The following is a 24,533-nucleotide window of genomic DNA, read 5'->3' on the forward strand; positions in this document are numbered from 1 at the left end:
CCGCAAGCATCCGCATCGCTGCGATAGAGCCTACAGAGGGCGCAATGTCATTAGCGATGATCCGCCGTCTCGCAGACGTCCGACAGATCGCAACCTGATACGACAGGCGCGCAGAATCGTCCTGTTTGCAATCTTCTTGGCAGCAGGAGGTGCAAAGCGGGTACTACTGCCATAGCTCGATAGCCTCCCGCGCCTGGTCCGACGCGGTCACCATCAGCCGGCTGGCGCACTCAGGGTTAGCAGCATTGATTATTGGCCCTAGCCACGCGGTCTGCGATACGTCAGCATCGTCTGTAATGTACATCTCGGATCGTGATCCTGTTGCTGGACGAGGAGCCCTGCAGTCGCCCGGGGACGGCTCGCTGCGCATCACTCAATCGCGATCCTCGCCAGCGACCGGCGCGGAGGCTTAGGGCGACGCCGAGGCAAAAGGCCCCGCCGCACACGGTTCAGGTCGCAGATCGCTGGCATTTGAAGGAGAGCGCCAGCCGGGCTTCCTCGAAGGACCGGGAATTCTGCCCAGCTCTGCGCCTTTCCGCACGCCGATCTGAAGCTGATCAGTTCCTTCTTGCCCTGCCGCGTCGCGCCAATCAGCACCAGCTTGCACTAGCCGTGCTCTTCCCTGCGGGCCTGTAGAAGAGGCTATCCGGGCGCGTGCGCCCGACGTGCCTGCAAATCGCACATCTCTTCGCGACGCTCGGTCATGGCGTATCGCTCTCTTTGAGAAGTTCTGTGGTATTCGGCGTCCGCCTCCTACGCAGCCCATCTCAAGCAGTCACCCCCTACGTTACTGCATAGCACTGCTCGAAAGTGCTATTTAGGACAAGTGTCTCAATCTTGAAAGCGGTGTCGGGGTCTGCTGGAAGGCGTCGCTAGTGCGCTCGCACGGATGCGCGTTCTTTGCCACGCCCGAAATATCTCACGACTACGACGTAGAAGACCGGCACAAAGATCTGCTTGGAGATGATGTGCATCGAGATGAGCGCGTAACGCTTGCTATCTGAGGCCGTCTTTATGTGATACTCGGCGGGATTTCGATTTGCCTACGGGAACCCTGTGGCCTTCACCTCCATCGATTCGACTGGAAACGAGATCGGCTGCCACGCTGGCGAAAGCCACTCGCAATCCAGCTTTCGTTTGCAGTTTGTTACAAGGGATAAAATCAAAAGTTGCCCGGTTGCGACGGGTTTCCTCGCTTGGCTCGTCATCCGTAGCGCCGGGGACTACGTGCGGCTGCAGTCCCGGCTGTCCCGGAGCCAGCGCGACCAGCGCCAGCACGTTCAGAACTTTCGGACTTGCGAAGGGCGTCACCGCCGGTTGCTGCGGCAGTGCTGCGGTCAGCTTCGCGACCTGCGCTGGCGCACAGTTGGGCGGCGCGGAGGAGCCCGGGACAGCTCTGGGCAAACACACTGATTGCGTAGCCCTACGCTTGCGTTGGATAGTAGCGCTCAGAAAGACCTGCGCGGCAACTACGAAAACTAGTTGCATCCATTCGCTCCTGAAAGATGGCTGTCGTACAGCGGACTTCGAATGTATCAAGCAGGTCTTCGTGACAATTGAATTCCTCATGCAAGCTGCCGGGCCTCGTTAGGAGGAGACAACCTTGGCCAGGGGCTTCAGATCAATCACAGCGCGCTAGCGGTTGATGCGCACGACATTGCGGCGCTAACGACAGGGTCGTCACTAGGATCCCCGATGGCGTATCCCCGGACACAAACGCGGAGCCATGCTTGCCATCGAGATAGCCTCCGGTCCGGCGATTTTCCGAGGAGCTTTCATGCCGAAGCGAGGTCGATCTTTTGTTTCGTCACCTGCTCATTTTTATGCGGCTCATTGGCGCGGCCGCTCAGCAGCCTCCGGTCGGTTTCTTCGCTGTACCGCCAGCTTCGATTATCCCGCGAACAAGCAGACACCTGGGCAAAATCGGACATTGGTAAACGTCCCGTGCAGCGTCTCCACGTCTGGAAGATGAGATTGCCAGGATTGGCAAGGCGCCGATGCGAACCGGCCTCTCGTCGCAGACGGTAGAGGCCAAGAGTCCTCTATTTGGTCACCGGGCAAGTCCCCGGATGGTTGCAGCGTGGAGGCGTCGATCGCGTGGTCGCGCTAACCTCCTCGGACGCCGGTCCTTCTGCTCCATTGAGAACGGCCGAGACGCGCCAGCGATATGTTGTTTGCGGCCTAAGATCGGAATCGCCGAAGCTGGCTCCTGCAACCTCGCCGATCCTCTGAAATGTGTCATCAGGGCCTGCACGCAGCACGCGGTATGTCGTTGCTTCTACCAGCGGCGACCAGACCAGGTCAACGCTAGTATCAGAAGCATCGATCACCGTGAGCCCCTGAGGTGCTGATGTCAATTGCCGCGTCGCGCTGACGGGCGTCGCGCCATCGGCCGCGAGCGCGTCGAGCATAGCCTTGACCGCTTGGATCTGCGCCCCAGACTTGGTCACGTAGCTGCTCGTGTGATTGACGTAGCCCCACCAGTCCCAGCAGGCCTGCGGATTGGTGGGCCGATATAAGCTGGTCCTGGTCTGTGGATAGAGAATGATCAAACGGTTCGTATCCGCCCAGGCATTATAGCCGGTATCATTGACGAACTTGAGCCCGATCTCGCGGGCATTCTGGCGGCATCCGTGCAGCGCCACGTGGACACGGCAGAGAGCACCTTGCTCGCAGTCCTGAGGCACGAAGAGATAGCCGGTATCGCTCAGGCTCAACGCGGCGGGCGCCTGCGGCCTGGTATAGAGTGACTGATCGAAGCTCTTCACGACGCCCGCGAGCTGCCCGCGATTAGGTGGATTGAGGCGGCCATAAATATGCTGCAGGATGATTCCGGCCTGATCGTAGCCGCATTGGTCAATATACGGTTCCTTGTTAGCACTGCAGCTATTCAGTCCGGTGTCGCCCTGCTTGGCCACCACGAAGGAGTGCCCGGCGCCGAGGGCGGTCTGATAGAAGAGATTGCCTCGATTGGAGCCACCTAGATAGCGACGGTAGAAGTCGGCAGCCGCATCGGTGACGGCCCTATCGACGACCGCGTCGTTGTAGCCGTGAAAGAGATAGATCTTCTGCCCGGCAAGGTTACTATCCGGATCTATTTTGCCTGCTGACGCGTTCGCATCAGCCTTCGTCGTGAACGCCGTGATGTTCAGGCCCGATGCAGGCCCTTTCATGCAGGGACCCGTCGCGCGCCACATCTTGGCCTCAGCGCACCAATAGGGACCGCCAGCGACCACCCCCACTCCCTTGACGATCGAGGACCAGGCTGCGCCGAACTGGACTGCCATGAAGGCGCCTGATGAAATGCCGGAGATCGAGCTCTCGCCGATCGGCGCGTGATAGCTGCGCAATGCCAAGGGCTCGGCAGAGAGAGGCGACATTCCAACGACCGCGGCGCAAATGGCGCCGATAGCGTGTTGCCGCAAGATGGCCAAGCCGTCGAAAAACGTGCTAATCGAACCGACGCGCAGTCTCCGGTGTTCATGTGAAAACGCGCCATCGGAACAAGAAATCACTCGCCAGTTCGGAAAAGGATTCTGCGGATTACCACAGTCGACCGTCTGCCTGCCGTCCCGCGGCAGCGCCGACGTGATGATCGTGTCGGGCTGGTTCGGCTCCGAGGCAACAGGCGTGACGAGCGCCCCCTTGAGCATCCGTCCGCTTTGATCGATCAGTTTCTGGTAGGCCATGTCTGATCTCCTTCATCTGGTCAGACGTTCCCGGACGCCGCCGGGAAAGCGGGGGATAGGTGCTGGTGGAAGAAATTCTTGACAGGCGATCAATGCGCACGAGGAATTCGCATGTTGAAGCGAAGATACCGAAGCTGGTTTCTGGGTTTTCGCCAGCCGAAAACCACTAACTCGATTATGATACGAGTAGAATCCCAGCTAATGGCTGGGTTCTGCGCCAATGAACTGCTATGCGTTTGGACATTGTGGCATACTACGCTGCCGAAACCGATGCCGACGTCAGCGGTCGCTTCGCTTGGCACTCCTTATCAACAGTTCGCTAATGCAAGATGTTCGATCCTTCTAACCAACCCTAGTGTTGATTCGTTGAACGTTCCACCCGCCAAAACTTGTAGGTTCAACCTACCCTGTTGAGTTCAGCGCGCCTGCGTGTGTCAATTCAAGTCGCTGGACGAAATGCCGTCAGAAGTCGACATTGGTATGCTGGTCAACTGCACAGTTATTCATAAGACCGTCGTCTGATTGCGGGATTTGCAAGCGACCTTCACGCACGCTTTTTAGAATCGCAATCCTTGTTGCCAGGCTCTACGAGCCGCTTCGCTCCGGCCGAGAGCACTTTGGAGAAGGTGATAGGCTTGGGTCGTGGGTAAGGTAGAATATTCAGCTTCCAATGAGCTTGTTCGTGAGAGTGAAGCCGAGCACGAAAGAATAAAGGCGGAAATCATAGCCACCGAGCAGCGGTGACGTAGTGATCGCACGAGGGACGATTCTGCTCGGAGCAGTTGTCGTTGGGCACGGGCGATCCGAACCATCCTCAGACCCAGTGAAAACTCGAGCGCTGGCATCAGACGCTGAAGAACCGCATTCTGCTCGACAACTGCGACCGACCCGATGATCTCGAAGATCAAGTAGGGGCCTTCGTCGAGCCCTATGATCACGTCCGCTATCATGAGAGCATCGACAACCTCACGCCAGCCGATGTCTACTGCGGCAGGGCCTGAGGCGATCCTCCCCGAACGAAACCGCATCAAGCGCGACACATCGCAAACCGCCGCTTGCAGCATCAACTGCAGGCCGCTTAACTCTAACGCTGATGAGCCAGAGCCTTCCTTGTCAAAGAGCCTGACCAGTCGCAAATTATCTGACGATGGCCAGGCGACGGCTCCGGTTTTAGGCAGTTTTTGTTTGATAGAGCGGTCGCAGGTCCGTCCAAGACTTCTGGGGCGTCTCCTGTGGTCACGGCTCCGCGCCTGGCGATCGCTCCAGCCGGCGCGCAACATGTACAAGTGCTCAAACCTCCTAACAATGGTAGAGTCGAGATGCCAGCCGGAGATGATAATTCGCCGGCGCGTATGGTTCTTCGAAAATTCCCGACTGCTTCAGAGCCGATGCTGAGTTATTGAAGCTGAAGTGGCCAAACTACTGAGAATTTCGACTTCTAGCGTGCGACGCCTGCAACAGCGGCGACGCATTCCCTTCCTCAAAGTGGGCGGCAGCATTCGTTTCACCAACTACGGCGTCATTTCGTATTGGGCGAGGCAACGGACCGAAACAATCGAACGGATATGACAGTGCGAATGATAAAACCTCGTGGTGGGTCGATTTCACGGTCAACTCCACTCGATATGGAAAACGTAGTCTCGAGAACACGAAGGCCGGTGCGCATGCGTACGAAGCGACCTTGCGACAACAGCTAGCGTGGCGATATCGATAGATACCGGAGCGACACGGCCGAAGACCTTTGCCGAGTTCGCGGTGAAATGTGACCTTGCCTCCAAGTATTATCCAGTTCTGAGTTCGCCCCGGCTGTTGGATTTGTCCGGTTGAACGGTGGGTGACAGCTGAAGGCGAACTCGGAGGGCGTTTTCCATCCTGGGAGTGTGGTCGCGCATCGTTGTAATCGGGCCCGCCAGCATCCGCGTGCGACGCAAGCCTGGGCCAGCGACGTGAACAGCGTCTCGTTCAGCAGTTCATCCCGCAGCCTGAAGCTCTCGATAAGGGCATTCTGCATGGGCTTGCCCGGCCCAATGTAGTGCCATGCGATGCGCCTCTGCCCGCCCCGGTCAGGATGGCGTTGCTGGTCAGTTCGGTGCCGGTGTCGCTGACCACCGTCTTGGGCTTGCCGCGCTCCGATCACCAGCCGGTCCAGTTCCCGCGCCACGCGGATGCCGGAGAGCGAGGTATCGGCGACCAGCGCCAGGCACTCGCGGGTGCAGTCATCCACGACGGTGAGGATACGGAAGCGGCGGCCGCAGGTCAGCTGACCCGACACGAAATCGAGCGACCGGCGGTCGTTCGGCGCCATCGGCACCGTCATTGGCGCCCGGGTCCCGATCGCCCGTTTGCGGCCGCCACGCCGCCGCACCGCCAGCCTCCCTTCCAGGTAGAGCCGGAACAGCTTCTTTTGGTTGACCCTCCCGCTTGAGCAGCACATGCAGGCGTCGATAGCCGAGGCGGCGGCGCTCCTGGGCGGTTGCCCGCATGCGCTGGCGAAGGCCGGCTTCGTCCGCCCGAGTCATTTGGTATCTCATGGTCATGCGGCAGCAGCCGATGGCTTTACACGCCCGCCGTTCGCTCATCCCGTGGGCATCCACGAGATGCGCGTTCCCCGCGGGCGTCACCACTTTATTCCCAACAAGTCCTTCAGCGCTGCATTGTTCACCATGGCATCAGCCAGCAACCGCTTCAGCCGGGTGTTCAAAATCCCGATGATCTACTCTTCCGAAAACCGGCTGCGCTTCATGCTCTGGTCCTTGTCGTGGGCCAGAGCGAACTTCAACCTGGATTAAGCCTGAGGGGCAAGGTCACCACCGAAGATCAAATGGCCAAAAAAGGGCGTTGCCCGAAATTGATTATCTTTCGCCAGAAGAGTGTGAGTTGCTCCTTTCCCAGGCAAATGGCCTAGGGCTCGGACTCAGCTGATCCAATAGGCAACGATGGCGGCGAGATGGACGGCAGCCAAGAAGTTCGTGGCTAGTTTGTCGTAGCGAGTTGCGACACGCCTGAAATCCTTGAGGCGGCAGAAACAGCGCTCGATGACGTTGCGCCCCTTGTAGGCGCGTTTGCTGAAGCTGTGGAGAGTGACCCTGTTGGATTTGTTTGGAATGACGGGCTTGGCACCACGATCGACGATTTCGGCTCGAAAGCCATCGCCGTCGTACCCTTTGTCGCCAATGAGGGGAGACATGGGTGGCGCGAGTTCCAAAAGGGCTGGCGCTGCGGCAATATCAGCGTCCTGGCCTGGAGTGAGATGAAATGCGCAAGGTCTGCAGTCAGGGTCACTCTGCGCGTGGATTTTCGTGGTCCGCCCGCCACGCGAGCGGCCGATCGCTTGTTCATGCTCCCCCTTTTCCGCCGCTCGCCGAGCGATGCGCTTTGATCGTGGTGGAGTCGATGGACAAAGTCACGCCGTCTTTGCCGCAGCGGGCGAGCGCTTCAAAGATCGCCCGCCAATGTCCGCGCTTGGCCCAGCGATTGAAACGATTGTAGATCGTCGTGTACGGACCATAGTCGGGCGGGCAATCGCGCCAGCGTGCGCCGCACTGAAGCATGTGAATGATACCGCCGATGACGCGTCGATCGTCATCGCGCACCGGTCCGGTCTGGTTCGTTGGCAGATGCGGCTCTTGTTTAGTCCCGGCATTTGCTGGAGCGGGTTGAGTTTGAATCGTTCTGGCTGGGAAGTCCAGCATTTGCAAATGTATTCGTAGGGTGTGAGGCCATTCAGGGTCTTCAGCCGCCGAGCATAGTTGTAGGCGTTGATGAAGTCGGCAAGGTGAGCTTCGAGCTGATCGTGTCGATCGTAGTAATAGCGTTGGACGGTCGCTTCCTTGATCGTGCGGTTCATTCGTTCGACCTGGCCATTGGTCGTCATTGGGCGGGGTGAAGGTGCTGACGTGAGGGCCCGTGGCCCATCCCTTGCGAGCGTAGCGAAGCAATCCAGAGACTATCCGGGGCGGCAGTCTGGATTGCTTCGTCGCAAGAGCTCCTCGCAATGACGAGTGCTTCGCTGGCTTTGTCCTGCCAACCACCAGACTTCGTAGGGTGGGGAAAAGCGCGCTCTTCGCGCGCCGTGCCCGCGTCGTTCCTGCTGGTGGGCACGGCGCAAGGCGCCTTTGCCCACCCTACGGCAGCGTCAGACCCCCGCCACCGAGGACCACAGCTCGGCGAGTTTCTTCCGCAGCGCCTGGGCGCGTGTCGGCGGCGGCGGCGTCTCGTCATCCTCCGGCAGACGCAGGCCGACGACGTTGACGCGGCCACCGGAGATGCTGCGGGCGACCAGCACGATCTCGTCCAGCGCGAGCTCGGCGCCCTCCTTCGGCGCGCGATCGAGATGGACGTCGAAGTAATCGGCGAGCGTGAGCTTGCTCTCGTCCTCGCTCACCTTGACGCCGTAGATCTCGGCGAGCTCGGCGAGCGTGTGCTCGCCGGAGACCATGAAGTCGCCGAGCAGATGCGGATCGGGCGCGGTGCTCGGCTGCATGTCGACGAAGAAGCGGTCGAGCGACTCGGCCTTTTCCGGCGGCGCCAGCAGATAGATGTAGTCGCCTGGCGCGATCGGGTCGGCTTCCGTTGGCGTCAGGATGTTCTCGTTGCGGATGACGAGCGTCGGCTTGGACCAGGACGGGATCAGACCGCGGCGGAAATACAGGCTCTTGGGCCGCACCGGATAGCCGACCAGCTGCTGCTCGAGCTGGCCGGGCAGATCGAGCTCGACGCGGCGCGGGCCGCGTTCGGCGCGCGGCAGCGCCACGTGCAGCTTGCGGGCAGCCGGCGCCAGGGTCCAGCCTTGCAGCAGGAGCGAGATGATGACGACGACGAAGGCGACGTCGAAATAGAGATAGGCCTTGGACAGGCCAACCAGCATCGGGATCGAGGCCAGGAAGATCGCGACCGCGCCGCGCAGGCCCGTCCAGGCGATGAAGATCTTCTCGCGCCAATTGAAGCGGAACGGCGACAGGCACACGAACACCGCGAGCGGCCGTGCCACCAGCATCAGGACGAGCGCGACGGCGACCGCCGGCAGCACGCTGGCACCCAGCCGGCTCGGCGAGACCAGAAGGCCGAGCAGCACGAACATCACGATCTGCGCCAGCCAGGTCGCGGCATCGAGGAAGGTCACCACCGAATTATGCGCGCGGGTCGGCCGGTTGCCGATGATGATGCCGGCGAGATAGACGGCGAGGAAGCCGGAGGCGTGCATGATCTGCGAGCCGCCGAAGATCACGAGCGCGCCCGTGGTCACGAAGGGCGCATGCAGTCCCTGCGGCAGGGCGACCTTGTTGAGCGCGATGACGACGAGGCGGCCGCCAAACACGCCGACGACGGCGCCCAGTGCCGCCTCCAGCACGAACTCCATCAGCACGTGCCCGGCCGAGCTCGAGCCGACCGAGATGTATTCCACCAGCATCAAAGTGAGGAAGATCGCGAAGGGATCGTTGGTGCCGGATTCCGCCTCCAGCGTCGCGCCGACGCGCGGGCGCAGACGCAGGCCCTGGGTGTGCACCAGGAGGAACACGGCGGCCGCGTCGGTCGAGGCCACCACGGCGCCGACCAGCAGCGACTCCGCCCAGTTGAGGTCGAGCGTGTATTTGGCGAACGGCGCCGTGACCAGCGCGGTCAGCAGCACGCCGACGGTCGCGAGCACGAGGGACGGGGCGAGCACGGTGCGGATGCTGGCAAAGCGCGTGCGCAGGCCGCCGTCGAACAGGATCAGGGCGAGCGCGACGGAGCCGACCAGATAGGTGGTGCGGACGTCGTCGAACTGGAGCTGACCGGGGCCGGAATCGCCGGCGAGCATGCCGATGACCAGGAAGACGAGCAGCAAGGGCGCGCCGAAGCGCAGCGCAAGCAGGCTCGAGAGGATGCCGGCCATGACGAGGACGGCGCCGAGCAATATGGCGAGACTGACGGAGTCGAGGGAAGCCATCCACCTTCCGGGTAAAAAATCGCTGGAATTTCATCCTTATCGTCGGCGGACTCGCGCGCCAACCCATTTTCGCGCTTCGCGGCAATCTGCCCGTATTTTACGGCCTTAACGCGCATCACTTCACGGTGTATCGATGGCCCGGCCGCGCCCTGCCCTCGAATCAATTCCTGCCCGCTTGCCGACGAGACCGATGGACATGGACCTCAAAGACTTCATGGAGTTCGTGCAGACCACCGCACGCAGCGTCGGGGCGGAAATCTCCTCACCCTGGTTCTACCTGCAATTCGGCCTCATCCTGGCCGCGGCCGGCATCGCCTATGCCGCGGAAGCCGGCATTCGCAGCCGTGTCGACCTGACCTCGCTGGCGATGCGCTGGCCGCTGCCGCTGCGACACTTCGTTCGGGTCATGGTCGCCAGCGCCTCGACGGCGGTGTTCACGCTGCTCGTGATCGTCTCGCGCGTGGTGATGTATCACGCGACCTGGCCGAGCCGCTCCTATCTCCTGATGGTCGCAGCCAAGCTGGGTTTCGCCTGGCTGGTGATCCGGCTCGTGACCTCGGTGCTGCGGAACGCCTTCATCGTCAAGCTGGTGTCGATCACGGCCTGGTTCGTCGCCGCGCTCTCGATCGTCGGCCAGCTCGATGCGACGGTCGACCTGCTGGATTCCTTCGCCATTGTGCTCGGCGGCCTCAGGCTGACCCCGCTTCTGGTGCTCAAGGCCGGCGCGCTGCTGCTGATCGCGCTCTGGCTCACCAACATCGCCAGCAATTTCGCCGAGAGCCGGATCAATTCGACCACCGACCTGACGCCATCGGTACAGGTGCTGCTGGTGAAGATCATCCGCATCGGGCTGCTCACGGTCGCGATCGTGATCGCGCTCGGCGCGGTCGGGATCGACCTGTCGGCGCTTGCGGTGTTCTCCGGCGCGGTCGGCGTCGGCATCGGTATCGGCCTGCAGAAGATCGTGGCCAATTTCATCTCGGGGATCATCCTGCTCGCCGACAAATCGGTGAAGCCGGGCGACCTCGTCACCATCGGCGACAACACCGGCCGCATCAGCGCAATGAAGACGCGCTATATTTCCGTCGCTGCCGGCGACGGCCGCGAGTTCCTGGTGCCGAACGAGGATCTGGTGACGCAGAAGGTCGTCAACTGGACCTATACCGACAAGAACACGCTGGTGAAGATCGCCTTCGGCACCAATTACGACGCCGACCCGCGCCTGGTCACCAAGCTCGCCGCCGAGACCGCCGCCGCCCATCCGCGCGCCACCAAGAGCAAGGCGCCGAACAGCATTTTGACCGAGTTCGCGGAAGCCGGCATGAAGTTCTCGCTGACCTTCTGGATCGCGGACCCCGACGGCATGGACAACGTCAAGAGCGACGTGATGCTGGCGCTGTGGGACGCCTTCAAGCGCGAGGGCATCCGGGTTCCCTACCCCGTCCGCGAAATCCGCATCCGCGGCGGCGCCCTGCCGGTGGAAACCACCGTAGAAGTCCCGAATTAGGTCACTTTCGCCCCCGAGGCGGGCCCCTCGGCTTGCATGAAGCCTGCCAATCATTAAATTGGGGCCTGAAATCAAGCCTTTCCGCCAAAATCGAGATCAGCCCGAAGAGACCACACACGCATGAGCTACGTCGACGCCACCGAGACCTCCCTGCGCAAGACCGGACAGATCAAGCTGCACGGGCCCGCCGCCTTTGCCGGCATGCGCAAGGCGGGCGCGCTGGTGGCCAGGTGCCTGGACGAGCTCACCGACATCGTCGGGCCCGGCGTGCCGACCTCCAGAATCGACGAATTCGTCCGCGACTTCGCCTTCAGCCATAGCGCCTATCCGGCGACGCTGATGTATCGCGGCTACCGCTACTCGACCTGCACCTCGCTCAACCACGTGGTCTGCCACGGCATGCCGGGCGACCGTCCGCTGAAGGAAGGCGACATCGTCAACATCGACGTCACCTTCATCGTCGACGGCTGGTATGGCGATTCCAGCCGGATGTATGCGATCGGCCCAATCGCCCGCAAGGCGGAGCGGCTGATCGAGGTGACCTATGAAGCGATGATGCGCGGCATCGCTGCGGTGAAGCCCGGCGCCACCACCGGCGACATCGGCCATGCCATCCAGAGCTTCGTCGAGCCGCAGGGCATGAGCGTGGTGCGCGACTTCTGCGGCCATGGCCTGGGCCGCATGTTCCACGACGAGCCGAACATCATCCATATCGGCCGGCCCGGCGAGGGCGTGCAGCTCAAGCCCGGCATGTTCTTCACTATCGAGCCGATGATCAATCTCGGCAAGCCGCATGTGAAGATCCTCTCCGACGGCTGGACCGCGGTGACGCGCGACCGCTCGCTGTCGGCGCAATTCGAGCACTCGGTCGGCGTCACCGCGACGGGTGTCGAGATCTTCACGCTGTCGGAGCGGCACGGCGAGAAGCAGATCGGGTGAGCACAACCTCGCTGTATTTCTGCTAAGATCCGAGAACGCGTCGAAGTTCGCAATACTTGGAATTGTCAGGACCATCAAAGGGGAGAAACGTTCTTTCTCCGCCAAAGTAGTGAAGTTTGATTTTCTGTTCACTTCGATCGACAAGAAAACACCCGCCTAGGCCGAAGATAGTCCCGCATACCGACTTTGTCTTTAAATCTGACGGAAATGAATTCGATGCCGGCCGGATCGGAATAGAACGCTTGTAGTCTCCTAGGGGAATTGGCAACCATTCCTCGACTGCTTGCACCTTGATGTTCACGATGGCGGTCACACCGTCTTTGATCGTTTGTAAGCCGACATGTCCCTCCCCACTTACCCATCCTGGACATCTAAATCCCCAACGATCGGTCGTAAGGAAGTCTAGCACCTCGTCGTAAGACAGCGGTTTGCCGAAGGCTGCAGACGACGCAAAGAGAACCGCGATGATGCTAGCGAACCCTCGTATCAACATTCTAGCCTCCTTTGGCGAGTTATCGATGAGAAATTCGGACTCAACATGCGCATAGGAACGATGACCAGCAGTATTGGGTCTCGTGCTGGTCGGTGACGGCCCAATTCCGCAGCCTTGCGCGCGTCATAAAACTTGGAAGTAGCCAAGTATCTTTTTCAGGAGTGGCACGATGAAGCTGACTATGGGGGGTATGACGTAAGCCGTAAGAAACTTCCGCATCGTAAGTGCATCGAACGGCCATACAGGCATGTCGTTGATTACAGCGCCAATCTTTCGCAACCGCTCGATCATCTGTTCATCGTCTGCGGTAATGACGCCAGACTGGAAGCGCGAGCGCAGGTCATCTAGTTGGGCCCGCATACGTAACGCTACACCGCTCATGAGTTGAGCCTTACTCTTCATCATAGCATCGCGAAATGGGAGCAGAGGGCCAATGAAAACAAATGGGCCAATAACTGAGTAGGCAATCACAGCTACAACCAGAAATCCCACTCGCGCTTCGTTGGGCGTAAAAAAGTGGCTGACAAGCCAACCTAAGCCGATATTGAGACCGACAAGCGAGATTGCATACTGATTGCGCAGTCCTAACCGACCAATGGGTCGCAAGCCGCCCGCATTGTCCGGATGCAAGGGCAGCATGCGAAGCTCCGAATGGGAAACGACTTCCCATAACAATACTGGTAGAGCGGAACTGCGGATTACGTAGACCGCTGCCACAACAGCGAACAGAAAGTCACAGTACATGCGGATGTAGCCAGCCGCAGAGAGCGGATGGCCGGACTCCCAACTGGTATACGCACCGTCGGCAATCAACCGGTAGACGAAATAGACCGCGATTACTCCGGCAAGCATGCCCACAGCTTGCGCCCCCAGATTGATCCTGCGGAAAATACGATTCCAGCGGGCGACAAGAAACACGGCGCTTCCTTCGGAAGTATTCAGAATGCCGTCGACTTGAACGCGATTGAGTGAACGACAAAGGAGCGCATGGTCAGTTGTTGTTAGTATCAGCAGACAAGGAAACGACACCAGATACATAAAAATCGTGCTGACGTCGTAGAAAAAAGGCAAATTCAGTGTAGCCGATCGCGCCGCCATGGGTACGCCGAAGCAAGCGGCTATCAGCAACGGCAAAAAAGTGAAAGTAACAGCCCCTGCGTACAGCGCCACAGGAGTGAAAGCACCAAGTCCACGGCGATCAAGCCACTCAGCGATGGCGTGCAAACCCGAACCTGCTGTCGTATCCAGAGTCTTTGCAATAAGGGAAACTGAAACGGCAGACTCTGGTGAAACGTTAGAGGCATGGTCCATGTTTGCCCTCAAGCAATTCCAGAGGCAAATATATGTCAACGCGGCTTGCCCGCGAGGAAGGATCGCTACCTCAACGAGAGACTAATTATCCAAAGCTTGGCAACATAATTGCTAGTTGTAGCAATGATTTCATACTACTCAATTTCCGATCTTAAGCAATCCAATTCGTCCTCCATCGCAGCTTGCGACAACGCCCACGATCGGGGCGGCCATTGCGCGTTCATCTCCCAGTCTTAGGTCAACCACGGCTAACGTGCGCCGCCCCCCCCCGCTCGGACGCCGGCCGACACGCGACGCGCCATCTCAATTGACGGTTGCAAAAGCGCCGGTCCCCGGCAATGCTGGCGGCCGATGCCCGCCAAGCCTGACCACGACAACAGCAAGCCCGAGGACGCGCCGCACTATCTCGGCCATCGCGAGCGGCTGCGCGAGCGCTTCTACAGCGCGGGCGCGGATGCGCTGAGCGATTACGAATTGCTGGAGATGGCGCTGTTTCCGGCGCTGCCGCGGCGCGACACCAAGCCGCTCGCCAAGCTGCTGATCAAGACCTTCGGCTCCTTCGCCGAGGTCGTGCATGCGCCGGTGGCGCGCCTGCGCGAGGTCGACGGGATCGGCGAGTCCGCGATCAACCAGCTCAAGCTGATTGCCGCGGCGGCGCATCGGGTCGCCAAGGGCGAGGTCAACAGCCGCAACGCGCTGTCATCCTGGAACGAGGTGATCGCCTATTGCCGCACCAGCATGGCGTTTGCCGACAAGGAGCAATTTCGCCTGCTGTTCCTGGACAAGCGCAACCAGCTGATCGCCGACGAGGTGCAGCAGACCGGCACGGTCGACCACACTCCGGTCTATCCGCGCGAGGTGATCAAGCGCGCGCTGGAATTATCGGCGACCGCGCTGATCCTGGTGCACAACCACCCCAGCGGCGATCCCTCGCCCTCGCAGGCCGACATCCAGATGACGAAGGCGATCATCGACATCGCAAAACCGCTCGGGATCGCCGTGCATGATCACATCATCGTCGGCAAGAACGGGCATGCGAGCCTGCGCGGGCTGCGGCTGATCTAGAGTCTCAAATCAGATGACAAGGGAACGATGAGCGACTGGCTGCACAATCTGCCGGTGCCCGTCATGGCGCTGGTGATCTTCGGATTCACCTATCTTATGGCCGCGGCGATCTTCGCAGGCATCACGCTTGTCGCAACGGAGGAGCGTGCCAAATCGCTCAAAGTGATCTCGCCGGGCATGCTGCCCGTGCTCGGCATCATCTTTGGCCTGTTCGTCGCCTTCACCGCAGCGCAGGTCTGGGGCGACAGCGATCGCGCCAGTGCCGCGGTGAGCCGCGAGGCCAGCGCGCTGCGCAGCGCCGTGCTGCTGGCCGGCGGCCTGCCGGCGGAGCAGGAGACGAAGCTGCGCGGCCTGGTGCGCGACTATGTCGGGCAGGCTGTCGCGGTGGAATGGCCGATGATGGCGCATCAGGAGGCATCGCTGAAAGTGACGCCGCCGGCGCTCGCCGATGCCCTGCAGCTCGTCATCACGATGACGCCGCAAGGCACGGGGCAGGCGAATGTGCAACGCGAGCTCATCGCCGCGCTGGAGCAGGCGCTGGATGCGCGGCGGCAGAGGATCATCGTCAGCCTCGCCGCAGTCAATCCAGTCAAATGGTGGTGCCTGTACCTCCAAGCCGCCTGCGCATTGCTGGTGATCGGCCTCGTTCATTGCGACAACCGGCTGGGATCGGCGATCGCGATGGGCCTGTTCGCGACGGGGGTGGCCGCCTCCGTCCTGCTGATTGCCGCACACGACCGGCCATTCGCCGGTCAGGTCTCGATCAAGCCGGAGCCGCTGCTGCAGATCATGCCGGAGGCAGCAGCGAAGACCTAGACGGAGGCGCACTCCCTGTCCCGCTTGCCGGAGAGGGTCGGGGAGAGGATGTTTCCGCAATGGGATAATCCCCAAGAGGAAAACCTCACCCGGCGCGCGGGACGATGCTTCGCATCGCCCGGACGCGCCGACCTCTCCCGCAAGCGGGAGAGGTGAACCGAGACCGCGGCATTGATCAACCTAAAGCCATTGCGCTTGAGGCCAGATCAGAACATCTGGCTTTTGGCGGCCTTCAAGTGGTCTTCTGCGGCCGTGATGCCGGCGAATGCCTTGAGCGTCAGGGCGGTCGGTTGCGGCTTCCATTCGGCAACCATTTTCTCGGCCTTCTCGAGCTCCGGCTTGGACAACATGGAAGCCATCTCGTTGACATTCCTGGCCGGCGCCACCTTCGAGAGCTTGAAATAGGCATACGACAGGGACACGTCCCTCGGCGTGCCCTTTCCTGCAGAATATGCGCGGGACAGGCTGAAGAGGGCGCTAGGGAGGCCCTGGTCGCCTGCCATCTTCCACCATTTCAGCGCTTCTTCCGAATTCCCTTGCCGGTCGTACATGAGAGCGACGTCGTGCTGAGCACGCGCGTAACCGGCCTTGGCGGACACAAGCTTGTATTTCAATGCCTGATCCGGATCCGTTGCGACGACGCCCACGCCCTGCCCGTCATAATAACAGCCGAGCTTATAGGCTCCGAGCGGATCGTTGGCCGCGGCCGATTTTTGAAACCACTCGAATGCCTGGCTGCGATCCTGCGGTGTGCCGATGCCGTTATTGTGCATCATGCCGACATGATATTGCGCCTCCGCATCTCCGCGATTGGCCAACGCGACCATCGCATTGAAGGTGCGGGTGTCATTCGCGCTGGCGGGCACCGCGACAAGCAGAAGGCACGAAAAGGCCAAGGCAACGAATTTCATATCAAAGCCCCATCGAGTTTGAACCATTCCGTCTTGGTCGCTCGAGACGGAGAAAAAGTTCGAAATCAGCGATCCTTGGCCTGCCCGGGCGGTCCCGTCAGGGCTCCACCCAGCGCTGCACCGCCTCGGCGGTGTCGGCAGGCGTGGTGTTGAAGCAGATCGCGGCATCCGGCGCCAGGCGGTGAACGAGGTTGAGCACCTTCTCGAACAAGAGCAGGCGCTCCTTCGGCTCGCGCAGGCCGGCGCCGATGACGATGCAGTCGAAGCGCTCATCGCGCAGCGCCGCCACCACGCCGGCTTCGGCTGTGACATCGAGATCGATCAGGCAACTCGTGACCTCGAAGCCGAGATCGCGCAGGCGCAACAGCTGCGCCTCGATGTAGTCGCGCACGAGCTCCGGCGTCAGCTGCGGGAATGCGCTGTAGTCGGCATTGCCGGGTTCGATGCCGATCGCGAGGACGCGCTTGGCCATGCAGAACACTCCTTGCCGGACCGTCTCGTCTTGCTAACGGAGGGATCGCCGGCCGGTTCCCGGAGCGGTGGAGGCCTCGCCCTGGTTCTACCGAGATTTCCCGCCCAAGCTGTAAGCCATTTCACATGCGCCGCGCCGGCGACCTGCCAGACTTTCGACAGATCACGCTGGAGCCAGGCACCGATCACGACACCTGGCTCACCTTGGTTTGCACGGCAAGTCGATCATTCAATCAATTTGCGGGAGCGGAAGATGATTTCATTCGAGAGTTTCAAGAACGAATACGAGCGGAATTGGGCCGGTCTCGAAATCCGGACCGGACGCGTCGCCGAGGCGAATGCCATCGCCCGCAAGGCGCTCAACGGCAAGGCGACCTATCAGCAGATCGAGCGGCTGACCGGCGTGCCCTGGTACTTCACCGCGCTCTGCCATTACCGCGAATCCAACTTCGATTTCGACACCTATCTGGGCAACGGCGAAACGCTTCATCGCACGACGACGATCGTTCCGAAGGGGCGCGGCCCGTTCGCCACCTTCGTGGACGGCGCCGTGGACGCGTTCAGAATCGAGAACTTCATCGGTGCGCGGGATTGGGGCATCGCGCGGATGCTGTTCCGGCTCGAGGCGTTCAACGGCTTCGGCTATCATTCCAAGGGCGTCAATTCGCCCTATCTCTATGGCGGCTCGACCCTGTACGGCCCGCCGGAAGCAAGAGCCGGAAAATTCGTCCGCGACCATGTGTTCGATCCCGGTCATGTCGATGCCCAGCTCGGCACGGCGGTGATCCTGCATGCGATGATGGCGCTGGATTCGTCGATCGCGCTCGACGACGGCCCGCAATTCGCCGGTCGCACCGAGCCCGAGGATGAGGTGGCTTCGACGGTCATGCTGACGCAGCAGGCGCTGAACAAGCTCGGCGCCAATCCGCCGCTCGTCGAGGACGGCATCAGCGGACCGAAGACCAGGGCCGCCGTCTCGCTGTTTCAGCAGCAGAACGGCCTGAGGGATACCGGATTGCTCGACGCCGCCACGGTCGCCGCCATCACGCGCGGGATGCAGCAGCCAGGCCCGGCCGGGCAGAACGGCGACCTCTCGCAGATCCTGAAGCGGCTGGAAGATCTCACACAAGTGCTGCGACCGCCGGCAAGCGGCGGGACGCTGCCAGCGATCGTGCCGAGCAACACATTGCCTGCCACCAACGATCCCGTCAGCCTGTTCGAACGGCTGTTCTCCCTCATCAACAAGACAGCGCCCATGCCCGGACCCGTCGCCCCGATGAGCCCCGCCCCCGTCGATCAGCTGAAACAGGTCGTCGATTTGCTGAGCACCCTGCTCAACAACGGCGGCGGCAAGCCGATGCTCGGCCAGGTCAATGGCGCGCTCGGCGAGACCATCGGCAAGCTGCTCGACGGCAAGAAGACCGCGCTCGGCATCGGCGGCTCGCTGATCACCGCCCTGCTCTCCTCGGTGACGGCAAGCCCGAATGCGGGAGGCCTTGCCGGGCTGCTCGGAACCATCGTGTCGGCCGTGCCCGGCCTTGGCCAGTTCGCAATGCCGATCTCGCTCGCGCTCGCCGTCTGGGGCGTGCTCGGCAAGATGGAGAAATGGGCGCAAGGCACCGCGCCGCCGCCGAAGGTGACGACGTGAGGACCCAGGGAAATCGGACTTGGGATGCTTCTCCAGGAGCAGGTGCGCTCCCTCCCCTGCTTGCGGGGGAGGGTTGGGGAGAGGGTGTCTCCACAATCGAGAACCCCCAAGAGGAGAAAGCCCTCACCCGGCGCGCGGGACGATGCTTCGCATCGCCCGGAACGCGCCGACCTCTCCCGCAAGCGGGAGAGGTTATCGAGCCCGCGGCTTGGCCCCGCCTACTGGCGCAGCATGATCAGGGGATCGGCGGTGTCGGGGACACGGCGCCACTGGGCGTTGTCGTCGGCCTCGAACTGCCAGGCGTCGCCTGATTTGGACATCAGGATGATCTGGCCACGCTCGAGTCGCCATTGCGTCGGGTTGAACTGCGCGATCGCGGCGTCGCATCTCGGCTTGAGGAAGACCTGGAAATTGTCCGGGCCCGCTTCGGTGTTGGTCAGCGTCAGCCCGCAGATCGGCTGGCCGTTGCCGCGCACCATCGACCAGTCGCCGATCATCTGGTCCATCGACTTCGCCATCGAGCGCGCGGCGGCGAGGTCCTGCAGGATGTAGACGCCCTCGCCCTGGCGCAGGCCTTCGAAGATGCCGGCCTCGACCTCGGTGAAATCGATCACGGCTTCGCCGGTCGCATCCTGCAGGCGCACGATGTCGAGGCCCTTCACGCTCCAGGCGACGATGTCCTTGGTGAAGGGCAGCGCGGTCTTGCAGGCCGGCTCCAGCTCCAGCTTGTAGCCCTGGCCTGCGGCGTCACCTCTCAGTGTGACGACGCAGGTCTTGCTGCGCTCGGTGGTCGAGAGCTCCCACTGTCCGGGCATCTGCTTCTTCAGGCTCGTCGCATCCTGCGCACGCGCGATGCCGGTCGCGGCCAGAAAGGCCGCGATGGCAAATGCGAGAAGGCGACGTGCGATCATCAGCGCCCCTTGACCGGCGTTTCCGCAACCGGCGTCAGCGGCGCCTTGCCGGCGAACCAGGACTTGAGATTGTCGACCACGAGTTGGTCCATGGCGTTGCGCGTCACCACCGAGGCCGAGCCGATATGCGGCAGCAGCACGACGTTCTGCATGGTCTTGAGCTCGTCGGGCACGTTCGGCTCGGCCGCGAACACGTCGAGGCCGGCGGCGAGAATGGTGCCGGATTTCAGCGCCTGGATCAGCGCCGGCTCGTCGACCACCGAGCCGCGCGCGACGTTGACCAGCACGCCGCGCGGGCCGAGCGCCTTGAGCACCTCGGCATTGATCATCTTTTCGGTCGAGGCACCGCCCGGCACGATCACAACAAGCGTGTCCACAGCTTTCGCCATCTCGATCAGATCAGGGTAGTGCTTGTAGGCGACGTCCTTGGAGGGGTTGCGCGAGTGGTAGACCACTGGCACCAGCGAGGCATCGAGCCGGCGCGCGATGGCCTGACCGATCCGGCCCATGCCGACGATGCCGACCTTGCGGTCGCGCAGCGAACCGACGCTGAGCGGATAGTTCTGGGTCTGCCACAGCCCGGAGCGGACATAGCGGTCGGCCTTGATGAACTCGCGCAAGGTCGAGATCAGAAGGCCCATCGCGACGTCGGCGACCTCCTCGGTCAAGACGTCGGGCGTGTTGGTGACGACGATGTTGTGCTCGGCGGCATATTTGGCGTCGATGTGGTCGTAGCCGACACCGAAGCTCGCCACCATTTCCAGCTTCGGCAGCTGCGACAGCGAATCCTTGTCCGCGCGCACGGTATGGTAGGTCACCGCGACGCCGCGGATCCTGTCGCGGACCGCCGGCGTCAGCCGCTCGAGATCGCCGCGCGTCTCCGCCTTGTGCACGACGAAATGATCGGAAAAGCCGTTCTCGAGAATCGGCCGCACCGGCCCATAGATCAGAAGGTCGATCTTTTCGGACGAAATCGAACCGGCAGCCATCAGTTTTCCTTTCCAAGCGCGCTTTCATGCCAGCGCCGTAAAACGAGGTGGGAAACTAGCGCCAGCACCCCATAGATGACAATCCCGGCCAGCGACAACAGAAGCAGGCTTGCGAACATGCGGGGTATGTTCAAGCGATAGCCCGATTCGGCGATCCTGTAGGCGAGCCCGGAGCCGGCGCCGGCCGTTCCGGCCGCGATCTCCGCCACGACCGCGCCGATCAGCGACAGGCCGCCGGCGATGCGCAGGCCGCCGAGGATATAGGGCAGCGCCGCCGGCAGCTTGAGGAAGCGCAGGGTTTGCGGCTTTGACGCGCCATAGAGCTGGAACAGGCCGGCCAAATTGCGGTCCACCGAGTTCAGCCCGAGCGTGGTGTTCGACAGCACCGGGAAGAAAGCGACGATGAAGGCGCAGACGACCACCGCGGTCTGCTGCTCCAGATAGATCAGCAAGAGCGGCGCGATCGCGATCACAGGCGTCACCTGGAGCACGATGGCATAGGGGAACAGCGAATATTCCACCCATTTCGACTGGTTGAACAGCAGCGCCAGCGCGATGCCGCCGATGCTGGCGGCGACAAAACCTTCGAGCGTGGTTGCAAGCGTGGTCGCCAGCGATTGTGACAGCACCGCCCAGTCCTTGATCAGTGTCAGCACGATGACCGAGGGCGCCGGCAGCACGTAAGGCGGGATCTCCTTGATGCGGACCACGAGTTCCCAGGCAAGGAGGCCGGCTGCGAAGACGATGACCGGCAGCACGAAGCGCATCGCGCGTTGCGCGCCAGAGGATTTTGCCGGCACGGGAGCTTGCGCGCTCATAGCGTCGACTGCTCCGAATAGGACGGCGCCAACGCGGCGGACACGCGTCGGCAATAGTCGGAATAGGCCGCCGAGGTGCGAAACTCCTCAGCCCGCGGCTCGACCGTCTCGATGCGGATGTCGGCCTGGATGCGGCCGGGTCGCGCCGTCATGACCACGACGCGCTGCGACAGATAGACGGATTCGAACACCGAATGGGTGACGAAGATGACGGTCTTGCGCAGGGACCGCCACAGCGCCAGCAGATCGTTGTTGAGGCGGAAGCGCGTGATCTCGTCGAGCGCGGCGAACGGCTCGTCCATCAGGAGGATATCGGGATCGGTGACGAGCGCGCGCGCCAGCGACACCCGCATCTTCATGCCGCCGGAGAGCTCGCGCGGAAAGGCATCGGCGAAATCGGCAAGGCCGACACTCGCCAGTGCCGCGTCGGCACGCGCGCGCCCTTCCGCCTTCGGCACGCCGCCGAGCTTCAGCGGCAGCCGCACGTTCTCACGGACGTTGGCCCAGGGCATCAGGGTGGGCTCCTGGAACACGAAGCCGATGCCGTGACCCGGCTGCGGCACGCCCTCGTGCCGTGCCACCCGCACCGTGCCCGACGACGGCGCGCTGAGCTCGGCGATCAGCCGCAACACCGTCGATTTGCCGCAGCCGGACGGGCCCAGCAGCGAGATGAACTCGCCCTTGCGGACCGCAAGATCGAACGGGCCGAGCGCCATCACGCCGTTGTCGTAAGTTTTGGTCACGCCGCGCAGGCTGACGGCGAGAGCGGTCAGACTGGGCTCGACGGCGGGTGGCGTTGAGCTCGCTACCATCGATCGCTGGTCTTTGTGAGGCTCGGTCGCGCCGCGTCTTTCACCTCTCCCCAACGGGGAGAGGTCGGCGCGCAGCGCCGGGTGAGGGGCCTCAGGTCCCACGAGAGAGCGTAACCCCTCACCCGCACCGCATCTGACGATGCGATGCGACCTCTCCCTTCGGGAGAGGTGGGCCCCAGCCGCACCGCCGTGCCTGATCTCAGCATCTACGGCTTGTTCGGGCGCAGCTCGACGCCGACGCCCTTGTTGACGAAGCGCAGCGTATAGGATTTGCGGAAGTCGAGATCCGCCTTCACGACGCCGGCCTTGACCATTTTGTTGAAGAAGGAGGCATAGCGCTCGTCGCTCATCGCACCGATGCCGTTCTTCAAGCTGTCGCCGGAATCGACGATGCCGTGCTCTTTCATCTTGGCGACGGAATAGGCCAGGAGATCGTCGGTCATCTCCGGGTTGAGCTGCTTGATCAGGGCATTGCCGGCGGAATTGTCGCGGTAGATGTAATTGTACCAGCCGATCATGGAGGCATCGACGAAGCGCTGCACCAGGTCAGGCTTCTTCTCGACGATCTCACGGCGGGTCTCGATCAGGGTCGAATAGGTGTTGAAGCCGTAATCGGCGAGCAGCAGCACGTTGGGCTTGAAGCCGGCGGCCTTCTCCACCGCGAACGGCTCGGAGGTGACGTAACCCTGCATGGCGCTCTTGGGATTGGCGATGAAGGGCTGCGGATTGAAATTGTAGGGCCGGACGTTCTTCTCGCTGAAGCCGTATTCGGACTTCAGCCACTGGAAATAGCTGGTCATGCCTTCCTTGGAGACGAACAGCGTCAGCGGCTTGAGATCCTCGATCTTGGCGACCTTGGCGTCGGGCTGCGTCAGCATCACCTGCGGATCCTTCTGGAACACCGCGGCGATGCTGACGACGGGAACGTTGTTGGCGACCGCGTCGAACGACATCAGCGTGTTCGCGGCCATGAAGAAATCGATCTTGCCGGCAATCAGCAGCATCCGGTTGTTCTCGTTGGGACCGCCGGGGACGATGGTGACGTCGAGACCGTATTTCTTGTAGGTGCCGTCGGCGACCGCCTGGAAGAAGCCGCCATGCTCGGCCTCGGCGACCCAGTTGGTGCCGAATGTGACCTTGTCGAGCGTTTGGGCGCGCGCCGGCGCAAAGGAGGCGACAGCGGCCAACAAGCCTGCAATTAACGCTCGCCGCAGATGAAAGGGGGGCATGATGGCACTCCGTCGACCCTGGCTGGTCCAATCGTCTCTGGTTCAAGTGAATGCAACGCGATAAAACCGCATGACATCAGGGGATGCGAGCCGGCCGGGCCCGCATCCCCTCTTACCGCAAATTACGTGACAAATTCGGGCAAGGAAACCTCGATGACGCCCTCCCGCGACTGGATCGACATCGACTGGGCTCATGCGAGCCCGGACGAGGTGTCGCGCTGGATCGCGGTGCTGCCGCTGGCGGCAACCGAGCAGCACGGCCCGCATCTGCCACTGACGACGGACGTGCTGATCGCGGACGCCTATCTGGCACGTGTGCGCGAGCTGTTGTCCGCGAGCGTTGCAGCGAGCTTCCTCCCGGTCGAACGGGTCGGGATTTCCACCGAGCATATCGACTATCCGGGCACGCAGACGCTGCCGACCGAAATGGCGCTGAAGAAATGGACTGGGATCGGCGAGGAGGTTGCACGCCGCGGCGTGAGAAAGCTCGTCATCGTCACCAGCCATGGCGGCAATAGCGCGGCCATGATGCTGGTCGCGCAGGACCTTCGCGCGTATCAAAAGCTCTTGGTAGTGACGACGTCGTGGTCGCGGCTCTCGGGCGCGGACACATTGTTCCCGGCCGATGAAGTGCGCCACGGCATTCACGGCGGCGCGGTCGAGACCTCGATCATGCTGGCGCGCTATCGTGATCAGGTGCGCAAGGATGCGATCGCTGATTTTCCCGCGAGCAGCATCGCGATGGAGCAGCAATATCGCTGGCTCTCGACGCAGCGGCCGGCGCCGTTCGCCTGGCAGGCGCAGGATCTCAACGCCAGCGGCGCGGTCGGCAACGCGACGCTGGCTGAGCCAGCGAAGGGCGAGCAGTTGCTCGATCAAGGCGCGCGCGCCTTTTGCGAGCTGCTGGGAGAGGTCGATAACTTCGACGTGAACAGGCTCGCCAAGGGGCCGCTCGGCTAGCCCGCATCCAACTGAAACCATTCGAGAAATGACGG

Annotated in this window: 20 protein-coding genes and 3 pseudogenes; 8 read left to right on the plus strand and 15 right to left on the minus strand. The window is 61.9% G+C overall.

Annotation, left to right across the window (positions count from 1 at the left end; genetic code table 11):
- Window positions 1-1,775 precede the first annotated feature (1,775 nt).
- The gene (locus DCG74_RS01665; protein ID WP_172788218.1) at window positions 1,776-1,931 is read right to left on the minus strand and encodes a hypothetical protein; all 156 of its coding nucleotides are present in this window, start codon (window positions 1,929-1,931) and stop codon (window positions 1,776-1,778) included.
- 111 nt (window positions 1,932-2,042) lie between these two features.
- A complete protein-coding gene (locus DCG74_RS01670; protein ID WP_172788219.1) occupies window positions 2,043-3,689 on the minus strand; it encodes a fibronectin type III domain-containing protein in 1,647 nt (548 codons plus the stop codon).
- A gap of 797 nt (window positions 3,690-4,486) precedes the next feature.
- On the opposite strand from DCG74_RS01670, the pseudogene DCG74_RS01675 reads away from it, so the two are divergent.
- A pseudogene (locus DCG74_RS01675) lies at window positions 4,487-4,771 on the plus strand (integrase core domain-containing protein); the annotation flags it as partial.
- Between the two features lie 328 nt (window positions 4,772-5,099).
- The gene (locus DCG74_RS38960) at window positions 5,100-5,258 is read left to right on the plus strand and encodes a helix-turn-helix domain-containing protein (RefSeq protein ID WP_172788220.1); all 159 of its coding nucleotides are present in this window, start codon (window positions 5,100-5,102) and stop codon (window positions 5,256-5,258) included.
- Window positions 5,259-5,520: 262 nt separating this feature from the next.
- On the opposite strand, the pseudogene DCG74_RS01680 reads toward DCG74_RS38960, so the two are convergent.
- From DCG74_RS01680 to DCG74_RS01695, 4 genes and pseudogenes are all read right to left on the minus strand, one after another.
- A pseudogene (locus DCG74_RS01680) lies at window positions 5,521-6,387 on the minus strand (IS3 family transposase); the annotation flags it as partial.
- Window positions 6,388-6,603: 216 nt separating this feature from the next.
- A protein-coding gene (locus tag DCG74_RS01685; RefSeq protein ID WP_373569511.1) for an IS5 family transposase occupies window positions 6,604-7,381 on the minus strand; the annotation gives its coding sequence in 2 pieces (ribosomal slippage) (window positions 6,604-7,027 and window positions 7,026-7,381; 780 coding nt in all).
- Window positions 7,318-7,557: pseudogene (locus DCG74_RS01690) on the minus strand (integrase core domain-containing protein); the annotation flags it as partial. The gene DCG74_RS01685 and the pseudogene DCG74_RS01690, both read right to left, overlap by 64 nt.
- Window positions 7,558-7,824: 267 nt before the next feature.
- Window positions 7,825-9,618, minus strand: coding sequence for a potassium/proton antiporter (locus DCG74_RS01695; RefSeq protein ID WP_172786646.1), 1,794 nt, complete (start codon window positions 9,616-9,618; stop codon window positions 7,825-7,827).
- Between the two features lie 190 nt (window positions 9,619-9,808).
- Between DCG74_RS01695 and DCG74_RS01700 the strand changes: the two genes are divergently transcribed.
- Window positions 9,809-11,125, plus strand: coding sequence for a mechanosensitive ion channel family protein (locus DCG74_RS01700; RefSeq protein ID WP_172786645.1), 1,317 nt, complete (start codon window positions 9,809-9,811; stop codon window positions 11,123-11,125).
- Window positions 11,126-11,245: 120 nt separating this feature from the next.
- The gene (gene map, locus DCG74_RS01705; protein WP_172786644.1) at window positions 11,246-12,064 is read left to right on the plus strand and encodes a type I methionyl aminopeptidase; all 819 of its coding nucleotides are present in this window, start codon (window positions 11,246-11,248) and stop codon (window positions 12,062-12,064) included.
- A 22-nt stretch (window positions 12,065-12,086) separates the two neighbouring features.
- Here the strand turns inward: map and DCG74_RS01710 are convergent, their stop codons facing one another.
- Complete coding sequence (locus DCG74_RS01710) at window positions 12,087-12,557, minus strand: hypothetical protein (protein ID WP_172786643.1); 471 nt, start codon at window positions 12,555-12,557, stop codon at window positions 12,087-12,089.
- Window positions 12,558-12,680: 123 nt separating this feature from the next.
- The gene (locus DCG74_RS01715) at window positions 12,681-13,868 is read right to left on the minus strand and encodes a hypothetical protein (RefSeq protein ID WP_172786642.1); all 1,188 of its coding nucleotides are present in this window, start codon (window positions 13,866-13,868) and stop codon (window positions 12,681-12,683) included.
- A 351-nt stretch (window positions 13,869-14,219) separates the two neighbouring features.
- Between DCG74_RS01715 and radC the strand changes: the two genes are divergently transcribed.
- Both radC and DCG74_RS01725 read left to right on the plus strand, forming a co-directional pair.
- Entirely contained in the window at window positions 14,220-14,933 is a 714-nt protein-coding gene (gene radC / locus DCG74_RS01720) for a DNA repair protein RadC (RefSeq protein ID WP_172786641.1), read from the plus strand.
- 27 nt (window positions 14,934-14,960) lie between these two features.
- Complete coding sequence (locus DCG74_RS01725; protein WP_172786640.1) at window positions 14,961-15,749, plus strand: DUF4239 domain-containing protein; 789 nt, start codon at window positions 14,961-14,963, stop codon at window positions 15,747-15,749.
- Window positions 15,750-15,955: 206 nt separating this feature from the next.
- On the opposite strand, the gene DCG74_RS01730 is transcribed toward DCG74_RS01725, so the two are convergent.
- Both DCG74_RS01730 and DCG74_RS01735 read right to left on the minus strand, forming a co-directional pair.
- A complete protein-coding gene (locus DCG74_RS01730) occupies window positions 15,956-16,660 on the minus strand; it encodes a tetratricopeptide repeat protein (RefSeq protein ID WP_172786639.1) in 705 nt (234 codons plus the stop codon).
- Between the two features lie 97 nt (window positions 16,661-16,757).
- Window positions 16,758-17,132, minus strand: coding sequence for a hypothetical protein (locus tag DCG74_RS01735; protein WP_172786638.1), 375 nt, complete (start codon window positions 17,130-17,132; stop codon window positions 16,758-16,760).
- A gap of 252 nt (window positions 17,133-17,384) precedes the next feature.
- Here DCG74_RS01735 and DCG74_RS01740 point away from each other — a divergent pair, with 252 nt between their 5' ends.
- Window positions 17,385-18,779, plus strand: coding sequence for a peptidoglycan-binding protein (locus tag DCG74_RS01740; RefSeq protein WP_172786637.1), 1,395 nt, complete (start codon window positions 17,385-17,387; stop codon window positions 18,777-18,779).
- Between the two features lie 218 nt (window positions 18,780-18,997).
- Here DCG74_RS01740 and DCG74_RS01745 read toward each other — a convergent pair whose 3' ends face one another.
- From DCG74_RS01745 to DCG74_RS01765, 5 genes are all read right to left on the minus strand, one after another.
- Window positions 18,998-19,690, minus strand: coding sequence for an AprI/Inh family metalloprotease inhibitor (locus DCG74_RS01745; RefSeq protein WP_172786636.1), 693 nt, complete (start codon window positions 19,688-19,690; stop codon window positions 18,998-19,000).
- Window positions 19,690-20,679, minus strand: coding sequence for a 2-hydroxyacid dehydrogenase (locus DCG74_RS01750; RefSeq protein WP_172786635.1), 990 nt, complete (start codon window positions 20,677-20,679; stop codon window positions 19,690-19,692). Before DCG74_RS01750 ends, DCG74_RS01745 begins: the two co-directional genes overlap by 1 nt.
- On the minus strand, window positions 20,679-21,497 hold the full coding sequence (locus tag DCG74_RS01755; protein ID WP_172786634.1) for an ABC transporter permease: 819 nt from the start codon (window positions 21,495-21,497) through the stop codon (window positions 20,679-20,681). Before DCG74_RS01755 ends, DCG74_RS01750 begins: the two co-directional genes overlap by 1 nt.
- A complete protein-coding gene (locus tag DCG74_RS01760) occupies window positions 21,494-22,309 on the minus strand; it encodes an ABC transporter ATP-binding protein (RefSeq protein ID WP_172786633.1) in 816 nt (271 codons plus the stop codon). Before DCG74_RS01760 ends, DCG74_RS01755 begins: the two co-directional genes overlap by 4 nt.
- 206 nt (window positions 22,310-22,515) lie before the next feature.
- A complete protein-coding gene (locus tag DCG74_RS01765; protein ID WP_172786632.1) occupies window positions 22,516-23,538 on the minus strand; it encodes an ABC transporter substrate-binding protein in 1,023 nt (340 codons plus the stop codon).
- Window positions 23,539-23,691: 153 nt separating this feature from the next.
- Here DCG74_RS01765 and DCG74_RS01770 point away from each other — a divergent pair, with 153 nt between their 5' ends.
- Window positions 23,692-24,498 carry a creatininase family protein gene (locus DCG74_RS01770; RefSeq protein WP_172786631.1) on the plus strand — a complete coding sequence of 269 codons (807 nt, stop codon included), beginning with the start codon at window positions 23,692-23,694 and terminating at the stop codon, window positions 24,496-24,498.
- The last annotated feature ends 35 nt before the right edge of the window (window positions 24,499-24,533 follow it).

Origin of the sequence: Bradyrhizobium sp. WBAH42 (assembly GCF_024585265.1) — a bacterium.
Lineage (GTDB): Bacteria > Pseudomonadota > Alphaproteobacteria > Rhizobiales > Xanthobacteraceae > Bradyrhizobium.